Source organism: Stenotrophomonas sp. 05L413 (genome assembly GCF_056397945.1).
Window position 1 is genome coordinate 45,149 of record NZ_JBFTOL010000005.1, and the last position, 13,617, is coordinate 58,765.

The 13,617-nt window shown below is 65.0% G+C and carries 10 protein-coding genes and 1 pseudogene; 4 read left to right on the plus strand and 7 right to left on the minus strand.

Going from position 1 to position 13,617, the window contains the following annotated elements; translation table 11 throughout:
* Positions 1 to 20 precede the first annotated feature (20 nt).
* The gene (locus AC1DIQ_RS12265) at positions 21 to 1,271 is read right to left on the minus strand and encodes a dipeptidase (RefSeq protein WP_478050126.1); all 1,251 of its coding nucleotides are present in this window, start codon (positions 1,269 to 1,271) and stop codon (positions 21 to 23) included.
* Positions 1,272 to 1,390: 119 nt separating this feature from the next.
* Positions 1,391 to 2,506, minus strand: a pseudogene (locus AC1DIQ_RS12270) (class I SAM-dependent rRNA methyltransferase); the annotation flags it as partial.
* 415 nt (positions 2,507 to 2,921) lie between these two features.
* On the opposite strand from AC1DIQ_RS12270, the gene AC1DIQ_RS12275 reads away from it, so the two are divergent.
* Complete coding sequence (locus AC1DIQ_RS12275; RefSeq protein WP_478050127.1) at positions 2,922 to 3,881, plus strand: TerC family protein; 960 nt, start codon at positions 2,922 to 2,924, stop codon at positions 3,879 to 3,881.
* A 97-nt stretch (positions 3,882 to 3,978) separates the two neighbouring features.
* Positions 3,979 to 4,761: a rhomboid family intramembrane serine protease gene (locus AC1DIQ_RS12280; protein WP_152152800.1), complete on the plus strand. Its 783-nt coding sequence runs from the start codon at positions 3,979 to 3,981 to the stop codon at positions 4,759 to 4,761.
* 35 nt (positions 4,762 to 4,796) lie between these two features.
* Here AC1DIQ_RS12280 and AC1DIQ_RS12285 read toward each other — a convergent pair whose 3' ends face one another.
* The 5 genes from AC1DIQ_RS12285 to rpmH all read right to left on the minus strand — a co-directional run bounded on the left by AC1DIQ_RS12285 (position 4,797) and on the right by rpmH (position 9,774).
* Positions 4,797 to 5,852 carry a glycerophosphodiester phosphodiesterase gene (locus AC1DIQ_RS12285; RefSeq protein ID WP_478050238.1) on the minus strand — a complete coding sequence of 352 codons (1,056 nt, stop codon included), beginning with the start codon at positions 5,850 to 5,852 and terminating at the stop codon, positions 4,797 to 4,799.
* A gap of 135 nt (positions 5,853 to 5,987) precedes the next feature.
* Positions 5,988 to 7,331: a tRNA uridine-5-carboxymethylaminomethyl(34) synthesis GTPase MnmE gene (gene mnmE / locus AC1DIQ_RS12290; protein ID WP_121043719.1), complete on the minus strand. Its 1,344-nt coding sequence runs from the start codon at positions 7,329 to 7,331 to the stop codon at positions 5,988 to 5,990.
* 108 nt (positions 7,332 to 7,439) lie between these two features.
* Positions 7,440 to 9,137, minus strand: a complete 1,698-nt coding sequence (gene yidC, locus AC1DIQ_RS12295) for a membrane protein insertase YidC (RefSeq protein ID WP_121043722.1) — start codon at positions 9,135 to 9,137, stop codon at positions 7,440 to 7,442.
* Complete coding sequence (gene rnpA / locus AC1DIQ_RS12300; RefSeq protein WP_121043725.1) at positions 9,137 to 9,628, minus strand: ribonuclease P protein component; 492 nt, start codon at positions 9,626 to 9,628, stop codon at positions 9,137 to 9,139. The genes yidC and rnpA overlap by 1 nt, the downstream gene beginning before the upstream one ends.
* Before the next feature lie 5 nt (positions 9,629 to 9,633).
* The gene (rpmH, locus tag AC1DIQ_RS12305; RefSeq protein WP_006404565.1) at positions 9,634 to 9,774 is read right to left on the minus strand and encodes a 50S ribosomal protein L34; all 141 of its coding nucleotides are present in this window, start codon (positions 9,772 to 9,774) and stop codon (positions 9,634 to 9,636) included.
* 253 nt (positions 9,775 to 10,027) lie between these two features.
* Between rpmH and dnaA the strand changes: the two genes are divergently transcribed.
* Both dnaA and dnaN read left to right on the plus strand, forming a co-directional pair.
* Positions 10,028 to 11,362, plus strand: a complete 1,335-nt coding sequence (gene dnaA / locus AC1DIQ_RS12310) for a chromosomal replication initiator protein DnaA (protein ID WP_046272260.1) — start codon at positions 10,028 to 10,030, stop codon at positions 11,360 to 11,362.
* Positions 11,363 to 11,638: 276 nt separating this feature from the next.
* Positions 11,639 to 12,739, plus strand: coding sequence for a DNA polymerase III subunit beta (gene dnaN / locus AC1DIQ_RS12315; protein ID WP_121043728.1), 1,101 nt, complete (start codon positions 11,639 to 11,641; stop codon positions 12,737 to 12,739).
* The last annotated feature ends 878 nt before the right edge of the window (positions 12,740 to 13,617 follow it).

Genomic DNA, 13,617 nt, shown 5'->3' on the forward strand with positions numbered 1-13,617 from the left:
CGCGCGACGCGCCACTGGCCTCAGGGCTTCGCGGCGGCAACTTTGGCCGCGTGATCCTGTGCCTGCTGCATGACGCGCAGCAGGTTGCCGCCCCAGATACCGGCGATCTGTTTCTCGCTGTAGCCCTTGCGCAGCAGCCACGCGGTGATCTTCGGCAGCTGGCTCACGTCGGGCAGATCCGCCAGGCCACCGCCGCCATCCCAGTCCAGCCCGATGCCCACGTGTTCGGGGCCGACCACCTTGAGGATGTGCTCGAAGTGGGCGAAGAAATCGTCGAGCGTGGCCTTGCGCAGCGCAATGCGCTGGTCGATCTCCTCCAGCCCCTTCTTCAGCGCGACGCCCTGCTGGATGCTCATGCCGTCGTAATCGGTGCCCAGCTGCGCCATCAGCGCCGTCTCGGCCGCCTTGCGCGCCTCGCTCTTGGCGGTGTCGATCAGATAACCACCATAGGCGTTGACCTGGATCACGCCGCCGGCCTTGGCCAGCCGCTTCAGACGCACATCATCGAGGTTGCGCGGATGGTTGTAGATCGCCTTGGCCGAGCTGTGCGAGAGCACGAACGGCACCGGCATGCGCTCGATCAGATCATCGAACACCGCATCGGCGGCATGCGACTGATCGATGACGATACCCAGCCGCACCGCTTCATCCACCAGCGCCTTGCCGGCCGGACTCAGGCCCTTCCACTCGGCACCCTTGGGATCGGTAGCCGAATCGGCGAACTCGTTGTTGGCGAAGTGCACCGTGCTGAGCAGGCGCAGGCCGGCCAGGTGGTAGTAGCTGAGCAGCGTGGGATCGTCGACCAGCGGGCTGGCGTTCTCCATGCTGATGTAGACCACGCGCTTGCCGGCGGCCTTGATGCGCGCGGCATCGGCGGCGGTCAGCGCGAGCTGGAAGGTGTCCGGATGCGCGGCGAGCATCTCGCGGATCTCGGTCAGCCGCAGCAGGCCGGCATCGCGGTCATGCTGGTGCGCTTGTGCGCTGCGGTCGCCCTGATCGGTGTAGATCGCCCAGAAGCCGCCATCCAGCGCGCCTTCCACCATGCGCGGGTAGTCCACCTGCGACAGGGCGTTGTGGTCGTGCCGCTGGGTGATGTCGAAGCCGTCGCGGTGGAAGTTGGCCGGCGTGTCGAGGTGGCTGTCCAAGGTCAGCAGCCGGTGCTGCAGCGTAGATGCCCTGGCCAGCTCCTGCGGGGTGAATTCGATCGCGTGGGCGGCCAGTGGCGTGCACAACGCCAGCGAAACCAGCAAAGACAGACTGCGCAACGTCATGACGCCTCACCTTGGATGGGAAGCGTCAGACCATAGCGCCGAGAGGACAACAAACGGTAGTGCCGGCCGCTGGCCGGCTCCCCGCGACAATCGGAGACCAGGAGGAGCCGGCCAGCGGCGGCCATGAACGGGTGATCCGGACCTGCGCCGGCCACCTTCAGGATCTGGATGGTGCGGCCGGCGTAGAACGCGGCGCGGCGCAGCATGTCCAGGAACTGGTCTTCGGCCACCAGGCCGGTGCACGAGAACGTGGCGAGCAGGCCACCGGGCTTGACCACCCCCAGCGCCAGCTTGTTCATGTCCAGGTACTTCTTCAGCGCGGTGATGACCTGGTCGCGGTCGCGGGTCATCTTGGCCGGGTCGAGGATGACCACGTCGAACTTCTCACCGCGGTTGGAGGCATCGCGCAGCCACGGGAAGATGTCGGACTGGATGAACTTCGGGCGCACGTTGTTGAGCTTGGCGTTGCCCTTGGCGATGGCGATCACGTCTTCATCGATGTCGATGCCGACCACCTCGGCCGCACCGCGCGCGGCGGCGTACACCGCAAAGCCACCGGTGTTGCAGCACAGGTCCAGCACGGTCTTGCCTTCCACCTGCTGGCTCAGCCACTGGCGGTTCTCACGCTGGTCGGCGAAGAAGCCGGTCTTGTGCGCACCGGCCGGGTCGGCGCGGAACTTCACGCCGTACTCGGTGATCACCGAGGCTTCGGTGGTGGTGTTGCCGTGGAAGTCGAAGCTTTCCTGCTTCTGCACGTGCTCGTCGGCGAAGCTGTGGAAACGGCAGCCCGGGAACTGTTCGCGCAGGGCCTCATACACCCACTCGCGGTGGCGGAACATGCCGGCGGCGAAGAATTCGACCACGACCAGATCGCCGTAGCGGTCCACCACCAGGCCGGACAGACCGTCACCTTCGCTGTGGACCACGCGCCAGGCATCGGAGATCTCGTCCAGCTTGAGCACCTCACGGCGCAGCGACACCGCCTGGGCGATCTTGCGCGAGAACCAGCCGGCGTCGACCGGGATGGCCTGATCGGTCTCCAGGATGCGCACGGCAATGCGCGAATGACCGTTGTAGAAGCCACGCCCGATCCACTCCCCGTCCACGCCGACGACGTCGACGATGGCACCGGGTTTGGGACGGACGGCCGGCTTTTCGACCAGTTTCTGGAAGATCCACGGGTGGCTGGAGCGCCAGGCGTTCTTGAGGCGGACAACGGGGGCAGGGGTATTCATGGGCGTATTGTAAACGGGAAGCCTGCAGCCCTCGGCGCTGGGAGCGACGCCGCTGGCGCTCTGGTAGTGACGGCCGCTGGCCGTCAGCGCGGTAAACCCGGCCGCTACGTGGTTGACGGCCAGCGGCCGTCACTACCGGTTGGGGCATTGGGTTCAGCAGCACCGGGGCATGGAAAGGATTTGACGCCGGCCCCGGCACCCCGCAGAATCGGCCTCAGAAGGGGAGTAGCTCCCAGACGTTGTCGCCGTCAATTCGAGCCCGCAGGCTCCGGTGCAACGGCAGTCCCACCCATCGGGACTGCGAGCGAGACCTTCGCCGTATGGCGAAGCTCTGTCCCTGGATCCCCCCGATCCTCCGTTGCAGATCCTCGCCATCCGGCTTGAGGCACTCTATTTTTTCCAACGGATAAACCCAATGCAGACGATCGGTAATGTGTGGTTGTGGGGCGGCTTCGGCGCGGTGGTGATCATCGCGCTGCTGGTCGACCTCGTCTTGATGCGACACGGCGGCCCACACAAGGTCACCTTCAAGGAAGCCCTGTGGTGGTCCATCGGCTGGGTTGCCCTCGCCCTGGCCTTCAACGGTGGCCTCTGGTACTACCTGAACGAGACTGCGGGCCAAGTGGTGGCCAACAAGGTCGGCCTGGAGTTCCTGACCGGTTACCTGGTCGAGAAAGCCCTGGCCGTGGACAACATCTTCGTGTTCCTGATGATCATGGGCTACTTCGCGGTGCCCGAGGAACAGCGCCAGAAGGTGCTGATCATCGGCATCCTGGGCGCGATCGTGCTGCGTACCATCATGATCTTCGCCGGCAGCGTGCTGCTGACCAAGTTCCACTGGCTGCTCTATGTGTTCGGCGCGTTCCTGCTCTTCACCGGCTGGAAGATGTGGTTCTCGGCCGGCAGCGAGCCGGATCTTGAGACCAACCCTGCGCTGCGCTGGATGCGCAAGCACCTGCACCTGCTGCCCGACTATGCCGGCAACGCGATGAGCGTCATGCGCGATGGCAAGCGCTGGTTCACGCCGCTGTTCGTGGTGCTGATCCTGATCGCGGTGACCGACGTGATCTTCGCGGTGGACAGCATCCCGGCGATCTTCGCGATCACCACCGACCCGTTCATCGTGCTGACCTCCAACGTCTTCGCGGTGCTGGGCCTGCGCGCGATGTTCTTCCTGCTGGCCGGCATGGCCGATCGCTTCCACCTGCTGCCGTACGGCCTGGCCCTGGTGCTGGCCTTCATTGGCATCAAGATGATGCTGATCGACCTCTTCAAGATCCCCACCCCGATCTCGCTGGGTGTGGTGGCGGTGATCATCGCCGCGACCGTGGTGCTGAGCCTGAAGAATCCGCCGAAGGAAGGCGGCCACGCCTGACCGACCGTGCCGCCTGCGGGATTGTCCCGCAGGCGGTACCTCTCTCTCCCACGACGTTGCCCTTGTGTTCATCCGGGGCGACGCCATCCCTAAGGGTATGAACGCCAACCTGCCCCAGCCCACCGGCGCGCCGCCGGTTCCGTCCCGCAACGACCGTGGTGGTGTACTGCGGGCGTTCAACCTGAGCCTGGCCTTCGTGCTGCTGCTGGTCGCGGTGTATACCGCCCAGGGCCATGTCGACTGGCGTCCGTGGGCGGTTGCCCCGCTGGACAAGGCCGGCCTGCTCGGCATTCTCGGTGCCCCGCTGCTGCACGGCTCGATCCAGCATCTGGGCGCCAATGCGGCGGCCCTGCTGATCCTCGGCACCTTGGCCGGCAGCGTCTATCCCAAAGCCACCGTGCGCGCGCTGCCCCTGTTGTGGGTCGGCTCGGGGCTCGGTGCCTGGCTGCTGGGCGATCTGGGCAGCCGCCATCTGGGCGCCAGTGGCATCACCCACGGCCTGATGTTCCTGGTGTTCGTGCTCGGCCTGCTGCGCCGCGACCGGCCAGCGATCGCGGCCGGGCTGATCGCCTTCCTGTTCTACGGCAGCATGCTGCTGACCATCCTGCCGCACGAGCCGGGCGTGTCCTGGCAATCGCATATGGGCGGTGCCTTCGCCGGCATCATCAGCGCGCTGCTGTTCCGCCTCTCCGACCCGATGGCGCCGCGCAAGCGCTATAGCTGGGAGGACGAGGAAGAGGATGACATCGAGGCAGCGCGCGATGCCGATCTGGAGCCGCCCTCCCCGACCCGCGTGCCGGTGCTGTGGCAACCGCGCGAGGGCCGCGACTTCGTGGTGCTGCCGTTCCGGCGGCGCGATGAAGGGTCATCGCTGGACTGACCGGCAACGCCATCTGATGGCGTGGCTCTACACGCTCAGGGATTGGCTGCGGTCGTGCCATCCCCATCCACCGCACGCCGGCCCAGCGCCGGGTCATCGGTGAAGAACGCATCGATGCCGGTGGCCAGGTAGGCCCGCATCTCGGCCACCGAGCCTTCGGCATTGCGGGCATTCGGCTCGCCGCTGCGGAACTCCGCGGCCTGGAAGGAGTTCTCCGGCCGGAACGTATACGGCACCACCATCAACCCGGCCGCATGCGCATCACGCACCAGCGAGGTCGGGGTGCCGAGCTTCCCCTGCGCATCCAGTGGAATGACCATGCGCAGGCTCGGGCCGATGCCGTCGGCGTAGGTGGCCACATCGCGCAGCCCGGCCGGGGTGATCAGGTCGGCATAGCGCTGGCTGCCCTTGGCGGCCAGCACGTCACCGGGCTGCTGCTTGGGATCGCCGAGCAGCTGCAGCAGGCGGATGTTGCTGTCGCGGCCGAGCTTGCCGCGCAGGTAACGCAGGTTGCCGACCTCGAAGGACTGGATCGTCACCGGCGCCACGCGCGTGTAGGCGTTGCCCTGCAGCGCGGCGACCACGTTGTCTTCCATCGGCAGGCCGATGCTCCTGAAGTAGGTGCCGTGCTTGATCTCCGGTACCAGCCCGATGCCGCGGTTGGCGCGCCCGGCCTGCTGCACCAGGAAGGCGATGATCTCATCCAGCGTGGCGATGCGGAACTGGCCGTCGAACGCGGTGCTGCGCAGCTGCGGCAGACGCTCGCGGGCGTAGAGGGTCTTCAGTTCGGCCAGGGTGAAGTCTTCGGTGAACCAGCCTTCCATGCGCTCACCGTCGATGCTCTTGACGGTCTTGCGGCTGGCAAACTCCGGGTGCGCGGCCACATCGGTGGTGCCGCCGATCTCGTTCTCGTGGCGCGATACCAGCACGCCGTCCTTGGTCATCACCAGGTCCGGCTCGATGTAGTCGGCGCCATCGGCGATGGCCTGCGCGTACGCGGCGAGCGTGTGCTCGGGCAGCAGCGCACTGGCACCGCGGTGGCCGTAGACGGCGGCCTTGGCCGGCGTGGAGGAAGACGATTCAGCGCTCATGGCCACCGATGGTGCCACGGCCAGCGACACCAGCAACACACATCCCCACAACTGCTTGGACACTGCAAATCCCTGTCGATAAAGATCACGGTCAGTCTGCTGCAAGGGTGTGACAGCGCGAAGAAAGGCGTCCGCCTACTTCCCGATACAGAAGCTCGAGAAAATCCGCCCCAACAGGTCATCGGCGCTCATCCGTCCGGTGATCTCGCCCAGCGCCTCATGGGCCAGGCGCAGTTCCTCCGCCGCCAGCTCCAGGTGCTCGTGGACCAGCTCCGATTCGGCGCGTTCGGCATGGCCGATCGCCTGGCCGATCGCCTCCACATGGCGGGCACGCGCGGAGAACTCACCGTCCACGCTGTCGCCGGCACTGCCGCTGGCCAGCGCGCGCAGGCGTGCGTGCAACTGATCCAGCCCGAGGCCGGTCGCGGCCGAGACATGCACCACGTCCGCAGGAGCGTCGGACGGCATCGCGGCCAGCAGATCGCTCTTGTTGTGGATCCACAGCTGCTGCGGCACGTCGGCGATGCTGTCGCCCACGGCGTCGCGGCCGGCCTGCGGCTCGCGCGCATCGACCACCACGATGGCCAGGTCGGTGCGCTGCATCTCCGCGCGCGCCCGGCGCATGCCTTCGCGCTCGATCGCATCGCCGCCTTCGCGCAGACCGGCGGTGTCGACCAGGGTCAGTTCCAGGCCATCGATGCGGATGGTCTCGCGCAGGGTGTCGCGGGTGGTCCCGGCGATGTCGGTGACGATCGCCCGCTCGCTGCCGGCCAGTGCATTGAGCAGCGAACTCTTGCCGGCGTTCGGCGGCCCGACCAGGACGGCGTGCAGCCCGTCGCGCAACTTGCGGCCGCGTTCGGCATCCTCGCGCAGCCGGATCAGCGCCTGCAGCGCGGTGACCAGGCCACTGCGGACCTGCGCGCCGCCGAGGGTATCGAGCGGTTCGTCGGCGAAGTCGATCGCTGCTTCCACGTGGATCCGCAGCAGAACAAGCTGTTCTGCGACCTCGTCCACGCGGCGCGAGAACACCCCGTCCAGCGAGCGGCGGGCCGCGCGCGCTGCGCGGGTATCGCTGGCGGCAATCAGATCGGCGATCGCCTCGGCCTGGGCCAGGTCGAGCTTGCCGTTGAGGAAGGCCCGCTCGCTGAACTCACCCGGCCGCGCCTGCCGAGCCCCCAGCGCGATGCAGCGCGCGACCAGCTGCTGGAGCACCACCGGGCTGCCATGCCCCTGCAGTTCCACCACTTCTTCGCCGGTGAAGCTGTTCGGCGCCGGGAACCACAGCGCGATGCCGTCGTCGATCACCTCGCCGGCCGCATCGCGCAAGCGCGCGTAATGCGCATGGCGTGGCTGCATCGCGCGCACGCCGATCGCCTCGGCGATGGGCCGCGCCTGCGGGCCGGACAGCCGCAGCATGCCGACGCCGCCCGCGCCGGGCGCGGTGGCGATGGCCACGATGGTGTCGGGGGCATGGGTCATGTCGGGCTCACTGCAGCGTGCGGGGAATCATTGGGCATTCTACGGACCGCACGGTTGGCCGGGCCGCAGATGCAGAAAACCCGCCTTGCGGCGGGTCTCCTGTGTGGCTTACTTCTTGGCGGTGACGACCGGCAGCGGATCGCTGCCATGACGCTTGGTCATCCACCACTGCTGGAGCAGGCCCAGGCCACCGTTGACGACCCAGTACAGCACCAGACCAGACGGCATGAAGGCCATCATGACGCCGAACACCAGCGGCATCAGCTGCATCATCTTGGCCTGCATCGGGTCCATGCCCGGTGCCGGGGTCAGCTTCTGCGTGGCCCACATCACCGCCACGTTGATCACCGGCAGGATGAAGTACGGGTCACGTGCGGTCAGATCCTGGATCCAGCCCAGCCACGGGGCCTGGCGCAGTTCCACCGATTCCACCAGCACCCAGTACAGCGCGAAGAAGATCGGCATCTGGATGAGGATCGGCAGACAGCCGCCCATCGGGTTGATCTTCTCTTTCTTGTACAGCTCCATCATCGCGGTCTGGAACTTCTGGCGGTCATCGCCATAGCGTTCCTTGAGCTGCGCGATGCGCGGCTGGAAGCGACGCATCTTGGCACCGGACTTGTACTGCACGGCCGAGAGCGGATACAGCACCAGCTTCAGCAGCACCACCAGGCCGACGATCGCCCAGCCCCAGTTGTTGACGACCTTGTGGACCTGGTTGAGGACCCAGAACAGGCCCTGGCCGATGATCGCCATCAGCGAGAAGCGGCTGTAGTCGACCACGCGGTCCAGGCCCTTCACGTCTTCCTTGGCGATCAGGTTGACCAGCTTCGGGCCGACCCACAGGCGGGCTTCGGTGCTGACCTGCTGGCCCGGGGCCACGGTGAAGGCCGGGCCACGCGCTTCGATCTGGTCGCGGCCGTTGTTCTGCGCCAGCGAGTACTGCGCGGCCTGGTCGGCCTGCGGAATCCACGCGGTGAAGAAGTGGTGCTGCAGCATCGCCAGCCAGCCGCCGGTGATGGTGCGATTGAGATGGCCGTCGTCCAGGTAATCCTTGAACGCGCGGCGCTCGTACCCGTCCTGCGGGCTGAACCAGGTCGCGCCGTTGAAGCTGAACGAGTCCGGGTTGGTCATGCTGCGCGAGAGGATGGTCGGGGTGCGGTCCAGGGTGCGGAACACGTAGCCGCTCCACGGGGCGCTGCCGCCGTTGACCACTTCATCCTTCACCGTGATCGCGTACTCATTGCGACCCAGCGAGTAGGTGCGGCGGATGGTCACGCCGTTCGGGCCGGTCCATTCGAACGGCACCGTGACCTCGTCCTGGCCCTTGGCCAGCACGAAGTCGTGGTTCTCACCGACCAGCTTGAAGCCGTTGGCGGCCGGCACCGGCATGGTCTTGTCTTCGCTGATCCAGCCACTCACCGCGCGGTACGGGTGGGTCGCCTCTTCGGTCAGCAGGCGGACCGGCGGGCTGCCTTCTTCCTTGGTCTGCGGGAACTGCAGCAGCTCGGCATCCAGCACCGTGCCACCGTCCAGCACCAGACGCAGCACGTCGGTGGTGATGGTCACGCGGGCCGGACCGGCCTCGGTCTGCGCGGCCGGCTGTGCCGCCGGCAGGGAACCGTCCGCCTGGGGCACGGGCGCACCGGGGATGCTCCCGGCAGCCGCACCCGGCACGCTGGCCTGGGTGGTCTGGGTCGCCACGGCCGGGGTCGGTGGCGCGGCTTTATCGCGGCCCCACTCCATCCACAGCAACACGGCCACCATCAGCCAGGCAAAAATCAGGAAAACGCGGGTCTGGTTCATCAGCGTGCAGGCTCGACGGGGCCGGCACGCAATGCCGGCTCGGACTGGGAAAGGGGTGCAACGCCCAGGGGCGGCGGCATTGTGCCGTCCGCGCCCGGCATGGGCAATGCGCCAAGGCGGCGCAGCAGGCGTTCAAAGGCCTGGCGGATATCTGAATTGCTGGCGGTACGGGCGGCACTGCGGGCAACGACGACGTAATCGCCGGCACTCATCCACGGCCGTACGTGGCGTGTGGCATCGCGCAACACACGCTTCACTCGGTTGCGACCCACGGCTCGGGGATCGACTTTGCGCGACACGGCAAGACCCAACCTGGCTGGCGTATCGCTCTTCAGCCAGTGCAGGGTCATCAGCGGATCGGACACACGGCGGGCGCCGTTGAAGACCGTTGTATATTCGGCACGCGTACGAACCCGCGCAGAGCGAGGAAATCGCTTGCGCGGGTCGGAACTGCTCACAGTCAGGATTGCGTCTGCCGCGGAAAGCGGCATTGCAATCAAGCGCTCAGGACTTTACGGCCCTTGGCGCGGCGACGCGACAGGATCTTGCGGCCGTCAGCGGTCTTCATACGGGCACGGAAGCCATGGTCGCGCTTACGCTTGAGGTTGCTGGGTTGGAAAGTGCGCTTGGTGGCCATGCGGGCCTCTATATGAAGGGGACGGAAAGAACCGGAAATTCTATAGACCTCATCGAGGTCCCGTCAAGTGTCTGTCACTACGGGAATTCACCGGGCTGTGCAATAGCTGTGGATCGTTTTGTGAATAACTTTGGGACAACCATTCCCGGCCCCCCTCGTCGGTGGTAGTCTGCGCCATCCATTCTTCCCCCCTTCCGGCCTGCGGTGCGGCGCTTTTGTTCGCCTATCCGCTGGCCCCAGACGATTATTGCCGATGGATGCCTGGTCTCGTTCTCTCGAACGCCTCGAAGCGGAGTTTCCGCCCGAGGATGTTCACACCTGGTTGAAGCCGCTGCAGGCAGATCTGCGCGCGGACAGCCTGGTGCTTTATGCGCCAAACGCCTTCATCGTCGACCAGGTGCGCGAGCTGTATCTGCCGCGCATCAAGGAGCTGCTGGCGCACTTCGCCGGTTTCGGCGACGTTTTTCTTGAAATCGGCTCGCGTCCGCGTCCGGTAGAGGCGCAGATCGCGCCGATTCCGGGCCTGTCCGCACCGGCGGCGCCGGCCGAACCCCTGGTGCCGTTCGCCGGCAACATGGATTCGCACTACACCTTCGCCAACTTCGTGGAAGGCCGCAGCAACCAGCTGGGGCTGGCCGCGGCGTTCCAGGCGGCGCAGAAGCCGGGCGACCGCGCCCACAACCCCTTGCTGCTGTACGGCGGGACCGGCCTGGGCAAGACCCACCTGATGTTCGCGGCCGGCAATGCGATGCGTCAGGCCAACCCGGCGGCCAAGGTGCTGTACCTGCGTTCGGAACAGTTCTTCAGCGCGATGATCCGTGCGCTGCAGGAAAAAACCATGGACCAGTTCAAGCGCCAGTTCCAGCAGGTCGACGCGCTGCTGATCGATGACATCCAGTTCTTCGCCGGCAAGGACCGTACCCAGGAAGAGTTCTTCCATACGTTCAACGCCCTGTTCGACGGCAAGCAGCAGATCATCCTGACCTGCGACCGGTACCCGCGCGAAGTCGAGGGCCTGGAAGCACGGCTGAAGTCGCGCCTGGCCTGGGGCCTGTCCGTGGCGATCGAGCCGCCGGACTTCGAGACGCGTGCAGCGATCGTGCTGGCCAAGGCCCGCGAGCGTGGCACCGATATCCCCGACGATGTGGCGTTTCTGATTGCCAAGAAGATGCGCTCCAATGTCCGCGACCTCGAAGGTGCGTTGAATACCCTGGCCGCACGCGCCAACTTCACCGGCCGTGCGATCACCACTGATTTCGCCCAGGAAACCCTGCGCGACCTGCTTCGCGCCCAGCAGCAGGCGATCAGCATTCCCAACATCCAGAAAACCGTGGCCGACTACTACGGGCTGCAGATCAAGGATCTGCTGTCCAAGCGTCGGACCCGGTCGCTGGCCCGTCCCCGTCAGGTCGCCATGGCCCTGACCAAGGAACTGACCGAGCACAGCCTGCCGGAAATCGGCGACGCCTTTGCCGGCCGGGACCACACCACGGTGCTGCATGCCTGCCGGCAGATCCGGACGTTGATGGAAGCGGACGGCAAGTTGCGGGAAGACTGGGACAAGCTGATCCGGAAGTTGAGCGAATGATGCATGTACGCCGCTAAGGCGTCATCGCATAAAACGGTGCAGAATCCGGTAGTAAGCGAGGTATAGGTTGTGGATAAAAAAGCCGGCGGATTCGACGGTAAAGTTATCCACACCTTTCCCCACCCCTTGGGGGCTAGTAATGCAGAGGGTTTCGCGGTCAAAAACCCTATTGTTTACAAAGGCTTAGTCGTGTTTTCCCGCGATTCTGGCCCTACCAGCACCACCAAGCTTTTGATTTATTCCACATTTTTTTAAAGCATAGGGGCACGGAACCACATGCGTTTCACACTGCAGCGCGAAGCCTTTCTCAAGCCGTTGGCACAAGTCGTCAACGTGGTCGAACGCCGCCAGACCCTGCCGGTTCTGGCTAATTTCCTGGTTCAGGTCCAGAACGGACAGCTCTCGCTGACCGGTACGGACCTGGAAGTGGAAATGGTGTCGCGGATCGCGGTGGAAGATGCCCAGGACGGCGAGACCACCATCCCCGCCCGCAAGCTGTTCGAGATCATCCGCGCCCTGCCCGACGGCAGCCGGATCACGGTCTCGCAGGCCGGTGACAAGATCACCGTCCAGGCCGGGCGCAGCCGCTTCACCCTGGCAACGTTGCCGGCCAACGACTTCCCGTCTGTCGACGAGGTCGAAGCAACCGAACGCGTGGCCATCGGCGAAGCGACCCTGAAGGAACTGATCGAACGCACCGCGTTCGCGATGGCCCAGCAGGACGTGCGCTACTACCTCAACGGCCTGCTGTTCGACCTGCGTGGCGATGCCCTGCGTACCGTGGCGACCGACGGTCACCGCCTGGCGCTGTGCGAAACCGAGCTGGAAAAAGCCAGCGGCGCCAAGCGTCAGATCATCGTGCCGCGCAAGGGCGTGACCGAGCTGCAGCGTCTGCTGGAAAGCGGCGATCGTGAGATCGAGCTGGAAGTCGGCCGCAGCCACGTTCGCGTCAAACGCGATGACGTGACCTTCACCTCGAAGCTGATCGACGGCCGGTTCCCGGATTACGAGGCTGTGATTCCGATCGGTGCCGATCGTGAAGTGAAGGTTGATCGCGAAGCCCTGCGTGCCTCGCTGCAGCGCGCTGCGATTCTGTCCAACGAGAAGTACCGCGGCATCCGCGTGGAAGTCTCGCCGGGCAACCTGAAGATCAGCGCGCACAACCCGGAGCAGGAAGAAGCCCAGGAAGAGATCGAGGCCGATACCACGGTCAGCGATCTGGCCATCGGCTTCAACGTGAACTACCTGCTGGACGCGTTGTCCGCACTCCGCGACGAGCACGTCGTCATCCAGCTGCGCGATTCGAACTCCTCTGCGCTGGTCCGTGAGGCCAGCAGCGAGAAGTCCCGTCACGTCGTGATGCCGCTGCGCCTGTGACCTGAAACGCGCAGGTTCCACGTGGAACCGAGTGGTTCTGAGAAGCCCGGCATTGCCGGGTTTCTTTTTGGGCGGGGAAACGATGTTCCACGTGGAGCATTTGTCTTGAGGTTGGGCTTTCGCCGTCGCCGTACTGTTGGTCTGATCGATTGCGGACGCAGCCCAACTCACGTGGCCGGACGCCAAGTAGCAAAGCGACACGTTGGCAACGAGCCTTCACGCCTTCCATCCGACGAGACGGTGATTACGTTCGGCTCCCGCTCCCTGGGTTGGTGCGACACCAGACGGGGTCAGCGAAAAATGGCGATCGACTGCTGTCGCGCTTGTCGATTCTGCCTGGGTCAACCGAGCGAACTGCGCAAATTGCTCGTCTGCTCCGAACCGCTGTTGCACCCGGCTTTCAGACCGCTGGATCACAGCTCTATGCTTTTAAAAACTGTATATAAATCTAAAGCTTGGTGGTGGTGGTAGGGCCAGATTTGGTTGAAAAGTAGGTTAAGTGTTTGCTTTTAAAGAGAAATATAGGCTCGAAACCCCCGGTAAAACGGGGTCTAAGCCTGGGGGTGATCCTGTGGATATCTTTCGAGGTGGTGCAAGAGGCCTTTTTTATCCACAGATTGCCCATAGGCTGTGCATAAGCCATACAGAGCGGGTGTGGACAGTCTCGTTTGGGTCTGCGCGCGCTGCTTGGGTTCTACCCTGGGGCGATTGAACCTCACGTCCAGATTTAAAAAAAACAGGGCACCGGCCGCGTCCCTGGCTCGCAAGGCGGGCAAAAAGCGGTGCAAATTCGTTGAAATCTGCAGCACCTCAGTGCTGCGTAGGTCGCAGATTTGAAGAAATTCAGCCCCCCTCCGGCGGGCCATGCGGCGGTAAAC

Excerpts from the sequence above, each read along its gene's own strand:
- AC1DIQ_RS12285 (WP_478050238.1), bottom strand. The coding sequence starts at position 5,852 with ATGAGCGCTGAATCGTCTTCCTCCACGCCGGCCAAGGCCGCCGTCTAC.
- dnaN (WP_121043728.1), top strand. The coding sequence starts at position 11,639 with ATGCGTTTCACACTGCAGCGCGAAGCCTTTCTCAAGCCGTTGGCACAA.
- rpmH (WP_006404565.1), bottom strand. The coding sequence starts at position 9,774 with ATGGCCACCAAGCGCACTTTCCAACCCAGCAACCTCAAGCGTAAGCGC.
- yidC (WP_121043722.1), bottom strand. The coding sequence starts at position 9,137 with ATGAACCAGACCCGCGTTTTCCTGATTTTTGCCTGGCTGATGGTGGCC.
- mnmE (WP_121043719.1), bottom strand. The coding sequence starts at position 7,331 with ATGACCCATGCCCCCGACACCATCGTGGCCATCGCCACCGCGCCCGGC.
- AC1DIQ_RS12275 (WP_478050127.1), top strand. The coding sequence starts at position 2,922 with ATGCAGACGATCGGTAATGTGTGGTTGTGGGGCGGCTTCGGCGCGGTG.
- dnaA (WP_046272260.1), top strand. The coding sequence starts at position 10,028 with ATGGATGCCTGGTCTCGTTCTCTCGAACGCCTCGAAGCGGAGTTTCCG.
- rnpA (WP_121043725.1), bottom strand. The coding sequence starts at position 9,628 with ATGCCGCTTTCCGCGGCAGACGCAATCCTGACTGTGAGCAGTTCCGAC.
- AC1DIQ_RS12280 (WP_152152800.1), top strand. The coding sequence starts at position 3,979 with ATGAACGCCAACCTGCCCCAGCCCACCGGCGCGCCGCCGGTTCCGTCC.
- AC1DIQ_RS12265 (WP_478050126.1), bottom strand. The coding sequence starts at position 1,271 with ATGACGTTGCGCAGTCTGTCTTTGCTGGTTTCGCTGGCGTTGTGCACG.